22 protein-coding genes and 1 tRNA gene are annotated in these 20,361 nt (G+C 68.9%); 11 read left to right on the top strand and 12 right to left on the bottom strand.

Annotated elements, in window-relative coordinates:
• Positions 1-173: 173 nt before the first annotated feature.
• From ACZ45C_RS06950 to ACZ45C_RS06940, 3 genes are all read right to left on the bottom strand, one after another.
• A complete protein-coding gene (locus tag ACZ45C_RS06950) occupies positions 174-1,157 on the bottom strand; it encodes a 5,10-methylenetetrahydromethanopterin reductase (protein ID WP_460559864.1) in 984 nt (327 codons plus the stop codon).
• A gap of 3 nt (positions 1,158-1,160) precedes the next feature.
• On the bottom strand, positions 1,161-1,916 hold the full coding sequence (locus tag ACZ45C_RS06945; RefSeq protein ID WP_460559866.1) for a coenzyme F420-0:L-glutamate ligase: 756 nt from the start codon (positions 1,914-1,916) through the stop codon (positions 1,161-1,163).
• A gap of 103 nt (positions 1,917-2,019) precedes the next feature.
• A complete protein-coding gene (locus tag ACZ45C_RS06940) occupies positions 2,020-4,305 on the bottom strand; it encodes an AAA family ATPase (RefSeq protein WP_460559868.1) in 2,286 nt (761 codons plus the stop codon).
• A gap of 112 nt (positions 4,306-4,417) precedes the next feature.
• Between ACZ45C_RS06940 and endA the strand changes: the two genes are divergently transcribed.
• The 5 genes from endA to ACZ45C_RS06915 all read left to right on the top strand — a co-directional run bounded on the left by endA (position 4,418) and on the right by ACZ45C_RS06915 (position 8,626).
• On the top strand, positions 4,418-5,614 hold the full coding sequence (gene endA, locus ACZ45C_RS06935) for a tRNA-intron lyase (protein WP_460559870.1): 1,197 nt from the start codon (positions 4,418-4,420) through the stop codon (positions 5,612-5,614).
• 76 nt (positions 5,615-5,690) lie between these two features.
• The gene (locus ACZ45C_RS06930; protein WP_460559872.1) at positions 5,691-6,293 is read left to right on the top strand and encodes an LURP-one-related/scramblase family protein; all 603 of its coding nucleotides are present in this window, start codon (positions 5,691-5,693) and stop codon (positions 6,291-6,293) included.
• A 94-nt stretch (positions 6,294-6,387) separates the two neighbouring features.
• Entirely contained in the window at positions 6,388-6,597 is a 210-nt protein-coding gene (locus tag ACZ45C_RS06925; protein WP_460559874.1) for a hypothetical protein, read from the top strand.
• A 96-nt stretch (positions 6,598-6,693) separates the two neighbouring features.
• On the top strand, positions 6,694-7,143 hold the full coding sequence (locus tag ACZ45C_RS06920) for a universal stress protein (protein ID WP_460559876.1): 450 nt from the start codon (positions 6,694-6,696) through the stop codon (positions 7,141-7,143).
• A 103-nt stretch (positions 7,144-7,246) separates the two neighbouring features.
• Complete coding sequence (locus ACZ45C_RS06915; protein WP_460559878.1) at positions 7,247-8,626, top strand: DEAD/DEAH box helicase; 1,380 nt, start codon at positions 7,247-7,249, stop codon at positions 8,624-8,626.
• A gap of 33 nt (positions 8,627-8,659) precedes the next feature.
• Here ACZ45C_RS06915 and udk read toward each other — a convergent pair whose 3' ends face one another.
• Positions 8,660-9,358 (bottom strand): uridine kinase, encoded by a 699-nt coding sequence (udk, locus tag ACZ45C_RS06910; RefSeq protein WP_460559880.1) that lies wholly within the window; start codon positions 9,356-9,358, stop codon positions 8,660-8,662.
• Positions 9,359-9,484: 126 nt separating this feature from the next.
• On the opposite strand from udk, the gene ACZ45C_RS06905 reads away from it, so the two are divergent.
• The 3 genes from ACZ45C_RS06905 (at position 9,485) to ACZ45C_RS06895 (ending at position 11,016) form a co-directional block, all read left to right on the top strand.
• Positions 9,485-10,120 (top strand): CBS domain-containing protein, encoded by a 636-nt coding sequence (locus ACZ45C_RS06905; RefSeq protein ID WP_460559882.1) that lies wholly within the window; start codon positions 9,485-9,487, stop codon positions 10,118-10,120.
• A gap of 87 nt (positions 10,121-10,207) precedes the next feature.
• Entirely contained in the window at positions 10,208-10,762 is a 555-nt protein-coding gene (locus ACZ45C_RS06900) for a GNAT family N-acetyltransferase (RefSeq protein ID WP_460559884.1), read from the top strand.
• A 180-nt stretch (positions 10,763-10,942) separates the two neighbouring features.
• Positions 10,943-11,016 (top strand) — tRNA-Thr (locus ACZ45C_RS06895).
• A 28-nt stretch (positions 11,017-11,044) separates the two neighbouring features.
• On the opposite strand, the gene ACZ45C_RS06890 is transcribed toward ACZ45C_RS06895, so the two are convergent.
• From ACZ45C_RS06890 to ACZ45C_RS06880, 3 genes are all read right to left on the bottom strand, one after another.
• Positions 11,045-11,746, bottom strand: a complete 702-nt coding sequence (locus ACZ45C_RS06890) for a helix-turn-helix domain-containing protein (protein ID WP_460559886.1) — start codon at positions 11,744-11,746, stop codon at positions 11,045-11,047.
• Positions 11,747-11,845: 99 nt separating this feature from the next.
• Complete coding sequence (locus ACZ45C_RS06885; protein WP_460559887.1) at positions 11,846-12,124, bottom strand: DUF7521 family protein; 279 nt, start codon at positions 12,122-12,124, stop codon at positions 11,846-11,848.
• Entirely contained in the window at positions 12,121-12,522 is a 402-nt protein-coding gene (locus tag ACZ45C_RS06880; RefSeq protein ID WP_460559888.1) for an ArsR/SmtB family transcription factor, read from the bottom strand. Before ACZ45C_RS06880 ends, ACZ45C_RS06885 begins: the two co-directional genes overlap by 4 nt.
• Positions 12,523-12,628: 106 nt before the next feature.
• Here ACZ45C_RS06880 and ACZ45C_RS06875 point away from each other — a divergent pair, with 106 nt between their 5' ends.
• From ACZ45C_RS06875 to rnhB, 3 genes are all read left to right on the top strand, one after another.
• Positions 12,629-14,263 (top strand): potassium channel family protein, encoded by a 1,635-nt coding sequence (locus ACZ45C_RS06875; protein ID WP_460559889.1) that lies wholly within the window; start codon positions 12,629-12,631, stop codon positions 14,261-14,263.
• A gap of 95 nt (positions 14,264-14,358) precedes the next feature.
• Entirely contained in the window at positions 14,359-14,730 is a 372-nt protein-coding gene (locus ACZ45C_RS06870; protein ID WP_460559890.1) for a 30S ribosomal protein S8e, read from the top strand.
• A 61-nt stretch (positions 14,731-14,791) separates the two neighbouring features.
• Positions 14,792-15,508 (top strand): ribonuclease HII, encoded by a 717-nt coding sequence (rnhB, locus tag ACZ45C_RS06865; protein WP_460559891.1) that lies wholly within the window; start codon positions 14,792-14,794, stop codon positions 15,506-15,508.
• A 12-nt stretch (positions 15,509-15,520) separates the two neighbouring features.
• Here the strand turns inward: rnhB and ACZ45C_RS06860 are convergent, their stop codons facing one another.
• From ACZ45C_RS06860 to ACZ45C_RS06840, 5 genes are all read right to left on the bottom strand, one after another.
• Entirely contained in the window at positions 15,521-16,225 is a 705-nt protein-coding gene (locus tag ACZ45C_RS06860) for a TMEM165/GDT1 family protein (RefSeq protein ID WP_460559892.1), read from the bottom strand.
• Positions 16,222-16,920: a metal-dependent transcriptional regulator gene (locus ACZ45C_RS06855; protein ID WP_460559893.1), complete on the bottom strand. Its 699-nt coding sequence runs from the start codon at positions 16,918-16,920 to the stop codon at positions 16,222-16,224. Before ACZ45C_RS06855 ends, ACZ45C_RS06860 begins: the two co-directional genes overlap by 4 nt.
• A gap of 326 nt (positions 16,921-17,246) precedes the next feature.
• The gene (locus ACZ45C_RS06850; RefSeq protein WP_460559894.1) at positions 17,247-18,848 is read right to left on the bottom strand and encodes a preprotein translocase subunit SecD; all 1,602 of its coding nucleotides are present in this window, start codon (positions 18,846-18,848) and stop codon (positions 17,247-17,249) included.
• On the bottom strand, positions 18,848-19,729 hold the full coding sequence (secF, locus tag ACZ45C_RS06845) for a protein translocase subunit SecF (protein ID WP_460559895.1): 882 nt from the start codon (positions 19,727-19,729) through the stop codon (positions 18,848-18,850). The genes ACZ45C_RS06850 and secF overlap by 1 nt, the downstream gene beginning before the upstream one ends.
• A 100-nt stretch (positions 19,730-19,829) precedes the next feature.
• Positions 19,830-20,354, bottom strand: a complete 525-nt coding sequence (locus ACZ45C_RS06840; RefSeq protein WP_460559896.1) for a DUF5812 family protein — start codon at positions 20,352-20,354, stop codon at positions 19,830-19,832.
• Between the last annotated feature and the right edge of the window lie 7 nt (positions 20,355-20,361).

Genomic DNA, 20,361 nt, shown 5'->3' with positions numbered 1-20,361 from the left:
GGATCGATTCTCGATTCCCGAGCGGCGAGAATCCCCTTCGGTTCGCGAGAGCGGTTCCGAGCCGATTGAGTTTCGCTGAGTTCCTCTCCGCCCTGAAGGGCGTCACCAGAACGCTCTGCGTTCTGGTTACCCGCCAGACGCAGTCTGGTGACGAGGCTTCCGCTTGCTCTCCGTCAGAACGCCCCGTCGACCGCCTCGGCGGCGAGGTCGACGGCGGCCTCCAGGTCGGGGCCGAGCGGCGACCCGACCACGAGGCCGTCGGCGTGCTCGGCGAGCGACTCGGCGCGCTCGCGAACCGTCTCCGGCGTGCCGGCCATACAGAACGCGTCGATCATCGCGGGGGTCACGCGCTCGAAGGCGGCGGAGAACTCGCCCGCGGAGACGCGCTCGCCGATCGCCGCGGCGGCGTCGGGGTCGATCCCGTGGCGGTCAAGCACGGGCGGGGCCGCGCCCCCGGCGATGAACGCGACCGGCGGGCGGGCGGCCTCGCGGGCGGCCGCCTCCTCTTCGGCGACGGACACCGCGGCGTACGCGACGAGGTCGAAGTCGCCGCGGTGCTCGGGCCGATCGGCGAGCCCGTCGGCGACCTGATCGCGGGCCCACGCCAAATCCTTCGGGTGCGAGCCGTTGAACAGCAGGCCGTCGGCGTGTTTCGCCGCCATCCGGCACATGTGCGGTCCCTCGCCGCCGACGTGGACCGGGATGGCCGCGCCCTGCGGCGGCTCGTAGTTGAGTCCGGCCCCGCTGGCGTCGAAGGTCCCGTCGTGGTCGACGCGCTCGCCGGCCCACAGCTTCTGGGCCGTCTTGAACGCCTCCAGCACGGGTCGGAGTCCGCGCTGGTCTGCGAGCCCGAGGTTCCGGAGCGTCGAGGGGTCGCCGGGGCCGAGACCGAAGACGGCGCGCCCCCCCGACAGCTCGTCGAGGGTGGCGACCCGCGAGGCGAGCGTCACCGGGTGGGTCTCGTAGGGGTTGGCGACGCCCGGCCCGAGCCGGACCGAGTCCGTGGCGGTCGCGAGCTGCGAGAGGAACGCCCACGGGTCGCGGTTGTTGTAGTGACACGTCGAGTAGACGGCGTCGTAGCCGGCGTCCTCGGCGCGGACGCCGAGGTCGACGAGGCGGTGCAGATCGTGTTCCGGGGTGAGTTCGATACCGAGCATGTGTTACTCCTCGTAGCGCCACTCGCGCAGCGCCTGTCGAACGAAGTCGCCGTCGACCTCGCGGAAGTGGCTGTCCGAGCCGGCGTGGTCGCCGAACGCCCAGTCACGGACGACGACGACCGGGGTGCCGCCCGCGCCCTCGCCGGCGACGAGGTTGGCGGCGGCGGCCAGTTCGTCGATCACGTTCTGGACGGTGACGCCCATCTCGCGGCCGTCGCGGTCGCGCTCGCCGCGCCAGTCGCGGCTCGCCGGGAGGCCGTCCCAGCCGATCGCGACGCCGCGTTGACCGTGGCGGAACGGCCGACCGCAGGTGTCGCTGACGATTACGCGGTCGGCTGCCAGTCCCTCCCGAAGTCGCGCGGCGCTCTCCGAAGGCCGCTCGGGGAGGAGAAGCAGGTCGCCGTCGGGGACGTTCGACCGGTCGATACCGGCGTTGACGCCGACGTGTCCGAACCGCGTCGCGGTGAGGAGGAACGGTGCCTCCGTGATCAGCTCCGTCGACTCCTCGATGACGGCCTGTGCGAACCGCGGGTCCTTCTCGTCGCCGGAGATCTCGGCGAGCCGGTCGGCCACCTCGGTCGCTCTCGGGCTCGCCGGGAAGTCGTCGAGGTCGAAGACCCGCCCCTCGGCCTTGGAGACGACGGTGCTGGCGACGACGACGACGTCGTCCGCGCGGAGGTCGACGCGCTCGTCGATCATGGCCGCGAGGTCGTCTCCCTCCCGGATCTCCGGGAGGTCTGGCACCGCGAACAGCTCCATACGCGTCACTGCGCGCCGGCGAGGAAAAACCCCGCCGGTACCGGGACGGTTTGACGGTAGTCGGCGGGGGACCGACGCGTCGGCGGGTCGGTCAAAGCGGTGCTCACGACCGCGCGCCGTCCGCCGGCCGAACCGACGCCAGCGCCGCCGCGAAGTCCGCGTCCGTGATCGCGACGTCGTCGGCGTGATCGTTCGCGGCCGCGCCGTGCTCGTCGGCGACGCGCTCGATGGCGACGAGCGCCGCCTCCCGACAGAGCGCCGCGATCTCAGCGCCGGAGTAGCCCTCGGTCTCGTCGGCGAGCGCGTCGAGGTCGACGCCGTCGACGAGCGGTTTGTTCCGGGTGTGGACCGACAGTATCTTCCGCCGCGCGTCTCGGTCCGGATCCGGTACCTCGACGTGCGTCTCCAATCGTCCCGGTCGGAGGAGCGCCGGATCGAGCGCGTTCCGCCGATTCGTCGCCGCGAGTACGACGAGGTTCGGATTGTCGCTCGCGCGGTCCAACTCCGTGAGCAGCTGTGAGACCACGCGCTCACCGACCCCGGGGCCGTCGCCGCCCGCGCCGTCGCGATCGGCCGCGATCGCGTCTATCTCGTCGAAGAAGACGATCGCGGGTGCCGCCTGTCGCGCGCGGTCGAACAGGTCTCGGACCGCCTTCTCGGACTCGCCGACGTACCGATCGAGCAGTTCGGGGCCGGCGACCTGAATGAAGTTGACGCCGCTCTCGCCCGCGATCGCCCGCGCCAGCAGCGTCTTGCCGGTGCCCGGCGGGCCGTGTAACAGGACGCCCGTCGGCGGATCGGTGGCGGCGGCCTCGAACAGCGGCCCGTACGTGAGCGGCCACGTCACCGCCCGCTCCAGCCGCGCTTTGGCGTCGTCGAGCCCGCCCACGTCGGAGAAGTCTGTCGTCGGCTGCTCGGCGACGTACTCGCGCATCGCGCTCGGTTCGACAGCGGCGTGGGCCGCCTCGAAGTCGGCCTTCGTCACGGTCACGTCGTCGAGGGCGGTCGCGTCCGTCGTCCGGGCGCGCCGCAGCGCGGTCATGGCCGCCTCCTGTGCGAGCCCCTCGATGTCGGCGCCCACGAAGCCGTGCGTCCGGCTCGCGATCCGGTCGAGGTCCACGTCGTCCGCCAGCGGCATCCGGCGGGTGTGAACATCGAGGATCTGCCGGCGGCCGGCCTCGCCAGGCACGCCGATCTCGATCTCGCGGTCGAACCGACCCCCGCGGCGGAGCGCCGGATCGAGGGTGTCGACGCGGTTCGTCGCGCCGATGACGATCACGTCTCCGCGGGCGTCCAGCCCGTCCATGAGCGAGAGCAACTGGCCGACGACGCGGTTCTCCACGTCGCCCCCGTCGTCGCGCTTCCCCGCGATGGAGTCTATCTCGTCGAAGAAGACGATCGCCGGCGCGTCCTCGGTCGCGCGCTCGAAGACGTCGCGGAGCCGCTCTTCGCTCTCGCCCTTGTACTTCGACATGATCTCCGGGCCGTCGACCGTGATGAACGTCGCGTCGACCTCGTTGGCCACCGCGCGCGCGATGAGCGTCTTCCCGGTTCCCGGCGGCCCGTGAAGTAAGACGCCCCTCGGCGGGTCGACGCCGAGCCGGGTGAACACCTCCGGCTCGGAGAGGGGCAACTCGATCGTCTCGCGGACCAGCTCCATCTCCTCGTCGAGTCCGCCGATGTCCTCGTACGTCGCGCCCGCGGTGTGCTCGGCCGGGGGCGCGGGTCCGTCTCCCGTCGGCCGGCCGTCGCCTCCGGACGGAGCGGTCTGATCGCGGGAGTGATCGGGGCGGTCGCCCCCCGCGGACGCGTCTCGGGGCTCCCGGTCGGCGCTCACGTCCGCCTCGTGATCGGGATGGCCGGCGGCCCCGTCGCCCTCGACGTCGCCGTACGTCACCGAGACGTCGGTCCGGTTCGTCACGCGGACCGTTCCATCGGGGGTCGACTCCGCGACCACGAACCGGATCCCGCCGAGCCGCTCGACGTGGACGGCCTCGCCGACGGTGACGGGGCGGTCGCGGAGGTCGCGGGCGAGCGCGCGCTCAACCACCTCGCGGCTCACGTCGACGTCGGCGAGTTCGGCGGGCGCGGCGAGCACGACGCGGCGGGCGTCCTCGACGTCGACGGCCGCGACCGTGACGGTGTCGCCGACCTTCACGCCGGCGTTCGCGCGCGTGTCCGCGTCGATGAGGACGGAGCCGTCGGCGGCGTCCGGCCCGCCGGGCCACACCTTCGCGACGGCGGCGCGGTCGCCGCGTATCTCGACGGTGTCGCCGCTGAGGAGGCCGAGCCGCTGCCGGGCGGATTCGGGGAGCCGAGCGATACCCCGGCCCGCGTCCCGCTTCTCGGCGGCGCGGACGGTGAGCCGGAGTCCGGCTGTCTCGTTCATATCTCTCCTCCGGCCGCGGCACGCTTATTTCTGTTCGAGTTCCGAGCGTCGGAGGCGCGCCGTCCGACCGCCGACCGCAACCGCCTTCCCTCCGCCGCTCCCGCTGTCGACCATGCAACCGACAGGGCACCTCCGCGGCGACGCCGTGCACGTCGGGGGGGACGCCCGCCAGCGATTCTACGACTCTCGGGGGTACGGTCGGCCGCTGGAGGGGAACGAAATCGCGCTCTCGCGCGTCGAGGCCGCGCATCTCCTCTTTCGCGGCGACCTGTCCGGGATCTCGCTCACCGCTGACGCCGATCCGGTCGGATTCGAGCGGTTCTTCGTCGAGAGCGCGGCCGCCGCCGACCGGTTCGCGGTGCGGTATCTGGTCTACGCCGACCTCCGCGACCGCGGCTTCTACCTCTCGCCCGCCAGCGAGCCGTGGCCCGGCGGGGACGCCCCCGTCGCCGACGCGGTCGATTTCGTGGCCTACGAGCGCGGGTCGACGCCGGACACCGGGAACGTGAAGTATCCGGTCCAGATCGTCGGCGAGCGCGAGTCGGTCCCGGCGTCGGGGCTCGCAGGGCGCACGCTCGCGGTCGTCGACGAGGAGTCGGACATCACCTACTTCGCGGCGGAGCGCGGAGCGCTCGCCGGCTCGACCGAGTACGCGCCCGCGAGCCGAGCGACCGGCGTGCTCCTCGCCGACCGCGTCGTCGTCTGGGACGCGCCGCCGGATCTCTACGATCGGGGGTTCTACGGACAGCCGCTCACGGGGCGTGCGGCCGCGATAGACGGCGCGCTCCAGCTCTCGCTCGTCGAGGCCGCGGCGCTTGCGGCCGACGACCGGCTGTCGCTCTCGGCGTCGACGGACGCCGCGGGCGACGCCGGAGGGGACGGCGCGGAGTCGGACGACACCGCAGACGGGACGGCTTCCGACGACCCGGCGGCAGCGATCGTCGCCCGCGGCCGCGACGTTGAGGGCGAGCGGTTCGACCGTCGACTCGCGGTGTATCGGTCGCTGCGCGAGGCCGACGCGGTCCCGAAGACCGGATTCAAGTTCGGGGCCGACTTCCGGACGTACCTCGACGTGGAGACCGTCGACGACCTCCCGCACTCCGAGCACCTCGTGCGCGTCGTCGAGCCGGATCACCGCTTTTCACCGCGAGAACTCTCGCTCGACGTGCGCCTCGCGGGTGGCGTCCGCAAGGAGATGGTGTTCGCGCTGACGACGGTCAGCGGCGATGACGGCGGAAAAGAATTCGACGGCGACGGGGTCGGCGACGCCGACGTGGAGTGTCTCTCGATCGGTCGGTTGACCCCGTGAGCCGACGGGGCGGGAGCGAGTCGGTCCCACCCCGGCGAGCGGAACCGTTTTCTGACACCTGATCGTCTTATCGGCCATGACAGATCCCTCCGCGTTCGGCACGGAATCGACCGCCTACGACATCTCCACGGTCGCGCTCGACGGCGACCGGTACGAGGTGAAACAATCGGCGATCCGAAACAAGTACACCGTCCGCGATGGCACCGGCAGCGTCGTCTTGCGCGGGAAACAGAAGCTGTTCAAGCTGAAAGAGGAGTTCCCGTTCGTCACCGGCGACGGCGAGGACGCGTTCACGGTGAAGGCGGGCGGGATCATGGACGTCGCGGGCAACTACGCGATCAGGGACGCGGGCACGGGCGAGGAGGTCGTCGTACTCGACGAGGAGTTCTCGCTTTTCGTCGAGAACTGGACGGTTCGGGACCCCGACACGGGAGCGCCGCTGGCGACCATCCGGTCGAAGAACAAACTGCTCTCGGCGCTCCGGCACCTCGTCGGCCTCGCGAACCTCGTCCCGAACAAGTACGAGATCGTCGACGCCGACGGCGGGCACGTGGGCGACATCGAGGGGAAGTTCTCGCTGCGAGACGCCTACACGGTCACCATCGACGACGCGAGCGACGTCCCGAAGGAGGCGGTCGTCGCCGCCGCGTGCATCCTCGACGCCTTGGAAAATAAGTAGGATTGCCCGCCGCGGTGGCGTTGGGGCCGCGTCGGCCGGACCGCCGCCGGTGGGAGAAGAAAGAGCTATACAGAAACGGATCGAGCCTTCGCCCATGGTGTTGCCCGAGACGTTCGACCGGTCGCTGGCGGCCCGCCAGTCGGCCGTGTACCTCGTGGCGTTCTGTGCGGTCTTCGCGGCCGTCTCGTACGCCACCGACGGGAGCGTTCTCCTCGGCGTTGGTACCGGATTCGTCATGGCGTCCGTCGTGATCGCGTATTACGTGTGGAACGGGGAACTCGGCGTACCCGGGGACGCGGACTGATCGCAGAAAAACGGGGATATCGGCCGTCGTCGGTACCGTGGTGGCGACGTGAGAACCGTCGACCGATTTATTCGCGAGGAAAGAGAACTGCCAGCTATGTACGATCGAATCCTACTTCCGACGGACGGCAGCGAAGGTGTCGACCGCGCGATCGACCACGCGATCGACGCCGCGAATCGGTACGACGCGACGCTACACGTGCTGTACGTCGTCGACAGCGGCGTGGTCAACGCGTACTCCGGCGACGAGTTCGTCGACGGCTCGGAGGGGGCCCAAGAGACGCTCGAAGAGCGCGGCCGCGAGGCGCTCGACACGGTGGCCGATCACGCCGGAGACGCGGGCGTCGAGACGGTCACGGACCTCGTGTACGGTGACCCACACGAGGAGATACTCCGGTACATCGACGGGAACGACATCGATCTGACGGTGATGGGGTCGAAGACGCGGTCGGGGAACTACCGGCGGATGCTCGGCTCCGTCACCGAGCGCGTCTCGCGGCAGTCGACCGCACCCGTGAGCATCGTGAAGACGACCGTCGCGGAGTGAGGCGGTCGCCCGACGACGCGGCCCCGCCCAGTCGTCGCGGCGTGGCCCCGCCCAGTCGATCCCGAACGGTGCGTCTTTGTGAGTCGGCCGGCAACGGTCACCGATGACCGTCCGGCTCACCTACGAGGACGGGACGATCCGGGTCGAAGCGAACGCGGACGCCCCCGACCCGCTTCCCCCGCTTCCGGGCGTCGAGGCCGACCCCCGCTCGGAGACCGGTCGCGCGCCGGCGTACCGCTACGCTGCGATCCGGCGAGCGCTCGCGGTGGCCGGCGTGAGCGTCGACGACCGCGTGCTCGACGAGAGCGATCGAGCCGCCGAAACCGCAGGACTCGACGGGGGGCTCTCGACCGAATACGAACTCCGAGAGTATCAGCGCGCGGCGCTCGACGCGTGGCACGACGCGGACGACCGCGGCGTGCTCGAACTCCCGACCGGCGCGGGAAAGACCGTGATCGCGCTCCGCGCCATGGTCGACCTCGGCGTTCCGACGCTGGTCGTCGTCCCCACCGTCGACCTCCTCGACCAGTGGCAACGGGAACTGGAGGCGGAGTTCGACGTGCCGATCGGTCGGTTCGGCGGCGGCGAGCAGCGACAGGAGGCGATCACGGTGTCGACGTACGACTCCGCGTATCTGAAGGCGGACGGCGTGGGCGACGCGTTCGAGTTCGTCGTCTTCGACGAGGTCCATCACCTCGGCGGCGAGGGGTACCGCGACGTCGCGCGGCTGCTCGCCGCGCCCGCGCGTCTCGGACTGACGGCGACCTTCGAGCGCCCCGACGGGGCTCACGAGACGGTCGCGGAACTGATCGGTGACCGCGTCTACGCGCTCGACGTGGACGATCTCGCCGGTGACCACCTCGCCCCCTACGACATTCGCCGGATCGAAGTCGATCTGACGCCCGAAGAGCGCGAGCGCTACGACGAGAAGCAGGGCACGTTCGTCGAGTACGTGCGCGAGGCGGGAATCACGTTCACGAGCGGGAGCGACTACCGAGAGCTGGTCAAGCGGTCGGGGAACGACCCGGCCGCCCGCGAGGCGCTGTTGGCGAAACAGGCGGCCCGTGAGATCATGATGAACGCGGAGGGGAAAACGGAGCGGCTCGGATCGATCCTCGACCGCCACCGCGACGACCGCGTGATCGTGTTCACCGCGCACACCGACCTGGTCTACCGCCTCTCCGAGCGGTTCCTCCTCCCGGCGATCACGGCCGAGACGAGCGCGGCGGAGCGGCGGGAGACGCTGGAACGGTTCCGCGACGGGACCTACAGCCGGGTCGTCGCGGCCAACGTGCTCGACGAGGGCGTCGACGTGCCCGACGCGAACGTCGCCGTCGTCCTCTCGGGGTCGGGAAGCGAGCGAGAGTTCACACAGCGGCTCGGACGCGTCCTCCGGCCGAAGACGGACGGCGGACGAGCGATCCTCTACGAGGTCGTCAGCGCGGAGACCGCAGAAGAGCGGGTCGCGAGCCGGCGGAGATAGCCGCCGAAGCGGTGAGTGAGAAGGCCGGGACGATCAGCCGTCACCGTCGATGCCGAGCGAGCGCTTCTCGTCGATCTCCGCTTCGAGGCTCCCGCGTTCCCAGCTTCTGACCGCGTCGCCGTCGACCTCCGCGCGGAGCTTCTCCTTCAGGAGGTTCACCGCGACGCTGTTCGCACCCTCGGGGATGATCAGGTCGGCGTGTTTCTTCGACGGCTCGATGAACTGCTCGTGCATCGGCTTCACCGTCGAGAGGTACTGGTCGATGACGCCCTCCAGGTCGCGTCCGCGATCGATCACGTCCCGCCGGATACGTCGGAGGATGCGGACGTCGGCGTCGGTCTCGACGAACAGACGGAGATCCATCATCTCGTTCATCTCCTCGTCGTACAGCGCGAGGATCCCCTCGAGTACGATCACGTCTGTCGGCTCGACGGTGACGCGCTCAGCTTTTCGGTTGTGAACCTCGAAGTCGTACTGGGGCATCTCGACGGACTGTCCGTCGAGCAGCGATTCGAGGTGCCCACGGAGCAGGTCCCACTCGAACGCCGACGGGTGGTCGTAGTTCACCGACTGACGCTCCTCGAAATCGAGGTGCGTGAGGTCTTCGTAGTAGTTGTCGAGCGGGATGCGAGTGACGCTGTCGCCGAGGTCGCGAGTGACGAGCCGGGACACCGTCGTCTTGCCCGCGCCCGTTCCCCCCGCGATCCCGATCACGAACGAGGGTACGCACATATCCGCGTTCGGACGCCGGTGGGTTTGAAGCCTCCTTTTTCGACACTCCAACCGGCCAGATTCGCTCCGGGTTCGTATAACGGTACCGGGGGCAGTTTTTAGCCGCTCGGGAGATAGTCACGTCGTATGCGAACAGACACCACGGTTCGAGACGTGATGCATCGGGAGTTCCTCGGCGCGAGCGAAGCGGACTCGCTCGCGGCGGCGGCCGACCTCATGGTCACGGAGGCGACCGACTGCCTCGTCGTCGTCCGGGGCGGCGAGCCGGTCGGCCGCCTCGCGTGCCGCGAGGCGCTCGGCGTGCTGCTCGACGCGGAGTCGGAGACGGCGGACGGCGAATCGGCCGCGGACCAATCGATCGGCTCCGTGATGGGGCCGCCGCTGCCGACCGTCGCGCCGGACGACGCGCTCGCGGCCGTCGAGGAGCGACTCGTCGCGGAGGGAGTCGACCGCGTCGTGGCGGTCGACGAGGGCGAGGCGGTCGGCGTCGTCACCGCCGGCGACGTGCTCGCCGCGAGCACGCCGCGGACCGACGACGGCGCGCGAGCGAGTGCGGTCGGCGAGGAGCCGAGGGGCGGAATCCACCGCTCGGACGTGCAGTCGCCCGACGCGGACGGCGGGATCGACCGCGCCGTCGACGCGTCGTCCACCGACGCCGACGGGTCGCCGACGCAGGGGGTGTGCGAGGCCTGCGGCGCGCTGGTCCCGGACCTCGTCACCGCCAACGGACAGGCGGTCTGCCCGGAGTGCCGAGAGGCGTGAGCCGGCGACGCGATCGGGAACGGGTGTGTCCCGTCGCTCGTTCCGTCGTCGACACTCTCAACACGCGCCACGGCGAACCAGAGGGAGATGGCCGACAGCGACCGGGTCCGGGTGGTCCCCGCGACCACCGACGACGTCGATTCGGTAACCGACCTGTGGGTCGCACTCGCCGCGGGACAGCGGCGCCACGGGGCCACCTTGCGCGCCGAGGCGAACCGCGGAGCGGTCCGGGAGTGGGTCGCGCGCGCCGCCGTCACCGGAGAGCTGCTGGTCGCTCGCGACGACGACGAACTCGTCGGATTCGTCGGGTTCGCGCTGGACCGCGGCGAGTACGAGCGCGAGCGAACGCGCGGGACGGTGAGCAACCTGTTCGTCGTTCCCGAGCGGCGCGGCGACGGGATCGGCAGCGATCTGCTGGAGGCGGCGGAACGGGAGTTGTGTGACACCGGCGCGGACGCGGTCGCGCTGGAGGCGCTCGCGGCCAACGACCGCGCCCGCGAGTTTTACGCCGACAAGGGATACGAGCCGCACCGCGTCGAATTGACAAAATCGCTGCGGGCGACCGACGGCGACGAGACGACCGACGGTGACGAGACGAGCGATTCTGACAGTGACTTCTCGGCGGATTCAGAGGAGTCGTAACGAACGATCTGCGGCAGCCGAAACGGACTGAACCGTACCGGCCGAAACGGACCGAACCGTACCGGCCGAAACGGACCGAACCGTACCGGCCGAGACGAGTCGAACCGTGCGGGCGGAGCGGGTCGAGACGTTCGCGGAAAACGACACGCACACATAGGTGGACCGAGTACGCCAGCCTGCGCCAGGGGAGCATGGGTGGTTCATGCACTCGACTTGTAATCGAGACTTCCGGGGTTCAACTCCCTGCCCTGGCTTGACGCTTCGTGCTGGCGACCGTGCGCCTCAAAGCGCCTGCAGATCGGCCAGACACTCGTCGAGGTCTTTCGTGGAAGTCGCGAGCGAGAACTGGTCGACGCGCGCGAGGTCGGCGGCGTGCTCCCAGAGTTCGCCGTCTTCGATCCCGTGGAGGACGACCGCGTTGGGCGTGGGGCTCACGACGCGCATGGCGACGAGCGGCGACTCGCCGCGAGTGACGCCCGTAAACACCAGCGCGCGGTTTGTCGACTGACCGTACAGACGATAGAACTCCTCGCTCGACAGCCGCGTGATGGCCTCGATGGAGTTGATCACCGTGTGGCCGTTCACGTGATCCTGATCGCCGCGTGCGACTTCAGTGGCACCCATCGCGTCGTAGAACGTGTCGAGTGACACGGCCGTCGAGTACTCGCGGAGGTCGTGGACGATATCGCTTTCGAACCCCGCCGAGAGCACGCGAGCGTACTGGCGGAGCCGCCCCCCGCCGCGCTGCTCGTCGATGTCGAGGAGCCCGTCGACGGTGCGCCGCACGACGCCGATCCCGGGGCTCTCACGGCGGCCGCTCTCGTAGTCGGATATCACCGACGAGGAGACGTCGAGCTGGTCGGCGAGTTCGGTCTGAGAGACGTCAAAATCGGTCCGCCACTTCCGGAGCGTCGCTCCGGGGTCGTCGCTGAGCGTGATTTCGCCGGCGATCCGGCGGGAGAGCTCTTCGCGTGCGTCGCTCATTACTCAGTTCGACGGTCGAATGGCGCAAAAGGCTACCGAAACGAGGTATCGACGGACACGAAGGCGAAACGGAGAGCGATCGAGCGGTCGACTCCGGCGTCACTCAACGTACAGCGAGTAGACGATGACGCCGAATCCGACGGCCGTCAGCAGGCTGTTGATCGCGATCCCGACGGCGAGGTCGGCACCGATGATCTGGTGAGACACGCCGCCGACGAGCGCGCCGACGGTGACGATACCGAAGCCGAGTCCGAGCGCGCGAAGCGACCGGTCGCCGGTCCGTCCGTACGCGCGGAGCGCGTAGTAGGTGATGCTGCCACCGAGCGCGAGGATGGCGGTCTTTGCGACGATGATGAGCAGGTCGATGTGCGTAGTCATGTTTCCTCTCGTAGCTCCGACCACAGGTCGGCCAGGCGTTCGTCCCGGCTGCGCTCCGGGCGCGTGAACGACACGTCGAACTCGCGGCACTCCGCGTCGCCGTCGTCTCCGTCGGACGAGACGGAGACCGTCACGGTCTCGAACGCGATCGAGTAGCGCGTCGTGTGTTGACCGTCACGGCGAATGTCAGTCGACTCTTCGAGGAGCGAGGCCTCCGTGAGCTGCTCTAGCTTGCGGTAGGTCGTCGACAGCGGGATATCGCATTCCTCTGAGAGTTCGCTCGCGGTCTTCGGTTCGGAAAGCGCCGTGACGATCCGCCGCGCGGCGTCGTCGGCCAGCGCGTCGAGTACCTCGTCGACCGACGGAGGGGCCCGCTCGAGCGGCGGATTCCGCACCATGCGTTTCCCTCATCACCCCCGAATCTTAAACCCTCGACGTTCCGTCACGGAGAGAGCGGGAACGCACACAGCCCGTTTTAGTGGGTGGGTTCCGTACGGCGATTCGATGGACTCGTGGAAGCGTCGCGTCGTCGGGTACTCCGCGTTCGTCGTCGTCGTCTTGATCGCCACTGGCTTCGCCTATCGATGGGGGATGCGGGTGTACGAGAACGACCCGCGCACGCTCGTCGAGTCGCTCCGGTTCTCCGTCGAGATGTTCACCACGACCGGATTCGGCGGCGACGCCCCGTGGGAGAGCCAGCAGATGAACGCGTTCATCGCCGTGATGGACCTCGTCGGCATGGTGCTTCTCATCGGGGCGTTGCCCGTCGTCGTGACGCCGCTCCTCGAAGAGGCGTTCTCGACGACCGTCCCGAGAGCGGTCGACGACGGCCTCGAGAATCACGTCGTAGTCTGTGCCGACACCTCCCGTTCCGACGCGCTGCTCGACGAGTTCGCCTCCGAGGCGATTCCGTACGCCGTGGTCGAGCCCGACCCCGACCGCGCGGTGGCGTTATACGAGGCGGACCACGACGTGATCCGCGCCGATCCCGAATCAACCGAAGGGCTCGAGCGCGCGAATCTGACGGCTGCCCGTGCGCTCGTCACCGACGTCTCCGATCAGGTCGACGCGAGCATCGTTCTCGCTGCAAAAGAGCTTTCTCCGGAGATTCGCGTCATCAGCGTCGTCGAGAATCGCGACCGCGAGAGGTACCACAGGCTCGCCGGTGCGGACGAGGTGCTCTCTCCGCGCTCGCTGCTCGGTGAGAGCCTCGCGTCGAAGGTGATGACGGCGGTCCAGACCGATCTCGACGAGGCGGTCCCGATCGGCGACTCGCTTCGTCTCGCGGAGATTTCGATACACCACGGTAGCGGGCTCGCCGGCACGACGCTCGCAAACAGCGGTATCGGGGCTCGAACCGGCGTCAACGTGATCGGCGCGTGGTTCAACGGCGAGTTCGAGGCCGCGCCCCCGCCGGACTCGGAGCTGTCGGCGGGGACCGTGCTCCTGGTCTCCGGACGCGAGGACCAACTCGAACGGCTCGTCGACCTGAGCAACTCGTCGACCCGCCGGTTCGGGGCCGGCGAGACCGTCGTCGTCGGCTACGGGCAGGTCGGGCGGGCGGTCACGTCCGCCCTGACTGACGCCGGAATTCCGGTGACGGTCATCGACGAGGAGGACGTGGACGGCGTCGACGTGGTCGGGGACGCGACCGATCCGGAGACGCTCGCCGCCGCCGGGATCGAAGACGCGCAGACGGCCGTGCTCGCGCTCCCGGACGACACGGTGGCGGAGTTCACGACGCTCGTGGCCCGCGATCTAGCACCGAACGTGGAGATTCTCGCGCGGGCCGAAGAGAGCGGGAGCGTCCCGAAGATGCACCGCGCGGGTGCCGACTACGTGCTCGCGCTCGCGACGGTGACCGGGCGGCTATGCGCGTCGCGCGTCCTCGAAGACCGGGACGTGCTCTCGCTCGACACGCACGTGGAGGTGATACAGAGCGCGGCACCGCAGTTGTCCGGACAGACCGTCGCCGAGGCGAACGTGCGCGAGGCGACCGGCTGTACCGTCATCGCGATCGAGCGGGACGCGGAGACGATCACCGACATCGGCCCCGAAACGCGGTTTTCGCCCGGAGACGACCTCGTCGTCGTCGGGACCGGAGACGGGATTCGCGCGTTCGAGCGACAGTTCACGTGACGACGCTCCGGTTCTCGCGGTGTCGGCGGTGAGACGGGGCGTGTAGCCCGGAGCGAGTCGAACGCTTCAAGTATTCGCTGGCTGTTCGTACCTGTATGAAAGACCAGGGACGCTCCACGCGCAAGCGGACGGGCGGCCGACTCAAGCCCGCCTCGAACAAGAAGCGCCACCAGCTCGGTCGCGAGCCCGCCGAGACGACCGTCGGCGAAACGCGAGTCCAGTACATCGACTCGCGCGGCACTGAAACGAAGGTCCGCGCGCTCTCGACGAACGTCGCACAGGTCGCCGACGACGGAACGGTCAGCGAGGCCGAGATCGAGAACGTCGTCGAGAACCCCTCGAACGTCAACTACGCCCGTCGGAACATCGTCACGAAGGGCGCGATCATCGAGACGTCCGCCGGCCGCGCTCGCGTCACGTCGCGTCCCGGCCAGACCGGGCAGGTCAACGCCGTCCTCATCGAGTAACGACGCCTCGCCGCCGACGGCTTTCTGAACGTATTTATCCCCCAGCGACGACCATCAACGTGTGTACCTCGGCGTCGACGAAGCCGGTAAGGGGCCCGTGCTCGGACCGATGGTGGCCGCGGCGGTACTCGCGGATCCCGAACGCCTGCCGGAGACCGTCGACGACTCGAAACGACTCTCTCCCGACCGACGCGAGGCGATCGACGCCGAGATCGCGGCGCTCGACACGGTCGCGATCGGCGTCTCGTTCGTCGACCCGGCCGAGATCGACCGGCCCGACACCGACATGAACACGCTCACCGTCGAGGGACAGGCCCGTGCAGTGCGTCTCGCGCTCTCCGGGTCCGTCGCGGCCGATATCGACGGTCCGGTGCGCGTCGTCGCCGACGCGGGCGACACTGACGAGGAGAGGTTCGGTCGGCGGCTCGAGGAGTTCGTTCGCCGAGAACCCGACGAGACCGAGAGGGCAGACGACCTCGGGCCGCTTCCGTCGATCGACGTGACGGCCTCGCACGGGGCCGACGCGGACGATCCGATGGTCGCCGCCGCGAGCGTCGTCGCGAAGGTGACCCGCGACGACCGGATGGACGCGATCGACGCGTCATACGACGCGTACGGCGATCTCGGAAGCGGCTATCCGAGCGACCCCGCGACGCGGACGTTCCTTCGCGAGTACGTCGCGGACCACGGCGACGTGCCGGACTGCGCTCGCCGGTCGTGGTCGACGTGTGAGGACGTGTTGGCCGCCGAGGCGCAGTCGGCGCTCGACGAGTTTTAACCGGAAAGAAATTCAGAACAGCCCGGACGCGAGTCCGCCGACCCCGCCGATGAACGCGTCCCAGACCGAGAATCCGGTGACCACCGAGAGCACGGTGTCGGCACCGAAAAAGGCGAACAAAAGCGCGGACCCGAAGTGAGCGAGCCGCATGTCGAACCGGCCGGCGAACGTCGAGAACAGGTACGCGTTCGCGAGGCTCACCGGAATGATGGCGAACATCTCGCCGACCCAGATCGCGGAGGTCGCGCCGTACTGCACCGCGAGCCCGATGGTGACCAGCTGCGTCTTGTCGCCGAACTCGCCGGTTGCGGTCAACAGGAAGATGGGGAAAAAGCCGCCGAACGACTCCGAGTAGCGGTCGAGTCCGCCGGGCAACGACAGGTCGTCGAACGCCGCGAGCCCCCCGTCGGTTCGCTCGGCGTCGCCGAATCCCGACTCGCGAGCTGGTGCGGACCGGTACAGCAGGATCGCGAAGGCGAAGAACAACGCGGCGGTCACCGCGTCGAGCGCGACCGGGGGCAGCGCGGACTGGAGCGCGCGTCCGAACGCGATCTCGACGGCGGTCCACCCGGCGAACGCCGACCCCGCGGCCGCGACGACGACCTTGGGGTCGTAGCGCGTCGCGAGCCCGGCGATCATCAGCTGGACCTTCTCGCCCGGGAGCACCGCCAACTGGGCGGCGAAGGCGATAACGACGATCTCCGCGTACCCCGTCATGCGCCTCCCGCCTCCACACCGTCCTCCGTCGCCTCCGGAGTCCGCGCGACGTGGACACACTCGGCGACCGCCTCGGGCAGGTCGTGTTCGGACTCGTCTTCGGTCCTGACTGTCACCATGCCGAACGACGTGACGTCGACGATCTCGACGGTCGTCTCCGGAGTGATTCCCGCGTCGAAGAGGAACTCCAGAACGTCTCGGTCGCGGTCGCTCACCCGGGCGACCGTCGCCCGCGACCCGGGTTCGAGCGACGCGAGCACCGTCGTTCCGTTCGTCTCCGGCGAGGACAGGTCCGCCGGGGGGATCGGATCGCCGTGCGGGTCGGCGGTCGGGTAATCGAGCGTGCGCTCCACGCGCCGAGTGAACTCCTCGCTGACGTGGTGTTCGAGCGCGTCGGCCTCGTCGTGGACCTCGCTCGGATCGTATCCCAGCTGTTCGGAGAGGAACGCCTCGATGAGCCGGTGTCGGCGGACGACTTCGAGCGCGGCCACCTCGCCGGCCGGCGTGAGTTCCGCGCCCGCGTACTTCTCGCGGATGAGGAGTCCGCGGTCGGAAAGCGTTTCGAGCATGCTCGTGACGGTTGCCGGGGCCTTCCCGAGCGCCTCCGCGATCGCCGAGGTCGAGACGGGCGGCCCGGTCCGCGACTCGATCCGGTAGATCGCCTTAAGGTAATCTTCGACAGTGTCGGTCGGCATACCTGATTTAGATCGGTCTAAATTAATAGTTTGTCGGTTCGTTACTTCAGATCGAGAGTGATAGATACCCGTTCGACAGTCGGTACTGGAGCGGCGACTCATCGCAGAGCAGCGAACGCTCCCGGAGCGGCGATCCTGACGAAGTGACGGTTCCAGACGGCGGTTTGTCGGTGATGAGTGATCGGGCAAGACGACAGAAAACGTCTCAGAAACGGCGGATGCGAGGTAAAAACGACGGCCGGCGTCAATACGAGATGTGGGCGGGCCGGCGCGCCGGCGGAGCGTTCCTCAGACGCGGGCGGGGTCGCCGCGCTCTCGGCGTTTTCTCACCGGATCGTGAGCAGCCGGCGCAGGATGTCCCCGTAGGCGGGACGGGTGATCAACACGCCGATCAGCACGCCGAGGATGGTGAAGATCGCGAACCCGGAGAGGTCACCGAGCGAGAGCACCATGAGCGGCGACATGGCGACGATGGTCGTCGCGGCGGCCGCGCCGATCACCCAGAACGCGCGGCGGAACCGGGAGTCGAACACCGTCCGAGAGTTCACCTCGCCCTCGCTCATCACCTCGTCGGCGATGATGACGAGGTCGTCCACGCCGGTCCCGACCACGGCGATGAACCCGGCGATCACCGCGAGTTCGAGCGGATAGCTCAACAGCGCCGCGAACCCGAGGAGCGCGTACACCTCGGCGAGCGCGGTCACGATCATCGGCAGCGCCACCGCGGGCTCGCGGTAGCGGAGGAACACCATGCCCGCGACTGCGAACACCGCGAGGATCCCCGTCACCAGCGAGTAGTTCTTGTAGTTTTCACCCTGTGCGGCCGAGATGGTACTCGACGTGCCCTGTCCGCTGATGTCCAGTTCCGCGGGCAGCGCGCCGGCGCGCAGGTTGACCGAGATGGTCTCCGCGGTGCCGAAGTCGCCGGTCGTCAGCTGGAAACTGCCGGTGTCGGCCCACTCGCCGCTCGCCATGCTGGCGGCGAGACCGGGGTCCATCCCGAAGGAGTTGACGACCTCACCGTCGACGGTGAGGAGGAGACACGGGTTGTCGTTCCCGATCTCGCCCGTCTCCTGATTGTACTCACACCGATCGGTCTCCGTCTGATACGCCGACTGGAACCCGCGGTCGGCGACCGCCTGCTGGAACCCCGCCGCCGGTGACTGGTCGCCGTCGGTCGCGGTGTTCCGCACTGTGACCGGGACGTACGACTGCGTCGTCCCCTCGCGCTGCGTGGCCGTGCCGATGTTCTCGAAGTCGTCTTGGATCAACACCGCTTCTTGGACTGCTGTGCCGTTGTCGGTGGGATACGCGATGTCGATCTGGACCGTCCCGCGCTCTTGGAGAAGCGAGACCACGTCCTCTCGGCCCTCGCCGGGCACCTCGACGAGCATGAAGTACCGGCCGGTGATCGACTGGACCTGCTGGACGCTGCCGCCCGAGAGGCCCGCCTCGTTGATCTTGCCTTGGATGATCTCCTGTGCGAGATTGCGCGTTTCAGGGGTCACGCCCGGCCGAACATCCTCGTACCCGTACCCCGCCGCGTCCATCGCTGCGCGGAACTGGTCTTCGCTCACGGAGGCGTCGGTGACCTCGACCTGCCGCGCGTCGTCTTCGACGTACGTCCCCACGTTGCGAGCGCCGGTGTCGTCGAGTTCCGCGGCGACCGCTTCTTCGACCTCTACCGGCGTGTCGCCGCCAAAGTCAACGCCGGTCGCGGTGTAACCGAGGAGCGGGGCGCGGACGCGCGTCCCGCCGGCCAGATCGAGCCCGTACTGGAGGTTCGTGATCCCCTGTTGGGCCTCGCTGGCGTTCTCGCCCGGCGTGGTCTGCGGGCCGAACTGCGGCGCGAAAAGCGCCACGGTCGCGCCGAGCACGACGACGATCAGGAGCAGAATGCGCCAGTTCTTCTTGATCGGTTCGAGCATTACCGGTTCACCCCCTCGAACTTGTACCAGCGAAGCAGCGAGACGTTGAGCAGGTACGTGTTCATCAGGTCGGCACAGAGGCCGACGGCGAGGATGATCCCGATGTTCCGGAGGAGGTCGACGCCGAACAGCGCCGCGACGATCGCCATGACGATCATCGCCGCCATCGACGTGAGCGTCATCGTCACCCCGGTCCGCATCGCGCGGCTCACCGACTCGTAGAAGTCGCCGGTCCGGCGCAGCACGGAGTTGTTCAACAGGATATCCGAGTCGACGCTGTATCCGATGATCATAAGCAACGCCGCGATCGTGCCGAGCGTCATCTGGATCCCGAGCAGGTTCATCACCGCGATGGGGATCACGAGATCGGAGAACGCGGAGGCGACGACCGCGATGGAGGGGACGAACGTCCGGAACAGCGCGAACACGAGCACGCTCATCCCGAGGAACGCGAGCCCGACGCCGAAGATGGCGGTGCGTGCCGTGTCGCTGGCGAAGCTCGGCGAGACCTGATCGACCGCCTCCGTCGAGAGCCCCGCCTCGTCCGCCTGCGTCGAGAGGTCGTTCGCGAGCCCCTCGGGGTCGTCGTCGGCCGCGCGGAAGGTAACGACGTACACGTCGTCCGCGGGGATCGACCGGACGGAGTCCGGCTGTCGGTCGAATGCGGTTTCGATTTGCTGTTCCACGTCGTCGCCGTCGTCGGCGATCCGGAGCTCCACGCCGCCCGTGAACTCCAACCCGAGGTTCGCCGGCGCGCCGGTGACGAGGTACCACCCGCCGATGATCGCGAGCGCGAGGACGAGGACCGCGAGCGGGACCGCCACGAGCTGCCGGTTAGAGTACTCGGTGTAGTGTATCTCCGGTACCTCGATCGCTACCATAGTCACCGATTCCCGCGCGGGTTTGAATAAGCCTTCTCACTCGGGCGCGGTCGACGGCGTCTGGGGTGTCTCAGGCGCGGAAGCAACCGCTCTCCGGGACTCACGGGAGGTATCGCACGCTGACGACGCCGGGCTCCGACCGGATCTCGACGCGGTTCACGCCCAGCCGGGCCGCGCGCGCGAGCGTTCCCTCACGGTCCGCGAGCACGTCGTCGACCGCGTCCCGCGTGTCCTCGTCTGGCGGCGTCAGCACGTGGACTTCCCCGACGCCGGCACGGGGCTCGCGAGCCAGTTCACCGGTCGGCGTCTCCGCCGCGAGGTCGCGCTCGTGGACCGTCGGCGGCTCCTCGCTCTCCGCCATCGAGAGGCTCCGTCTCTCGGCCACCTCGACCACCCGATACGTCACCTCCATCGGGGGGTCCGGCGCGACCGTCGCCTCGATCGCGTCCCCCTCGTCGAGTCCGGGGTTCGAACTCAGCGTGTGGACCTGTCCGTCGTGGACGTCTTTCAGCACCGCCGAGTCGGCCTCGACGTGCGTGACGAGGAACGTGCTCTCCTTGCCGGCGGCCGCGTCGGCGTCACCGTTCCGCTCCGACTCGTCTCCGCGTGCCGTCTCGTCGGTCATTGACCGC

Source organism: Halorubrum pallidum (assembly GCF_055380345.1).
The sequence above is the reverse complement of the archived record's forward strand: the minus strand, read 5'-3'. Positions and strand labels throughout refer to the sequence as shown.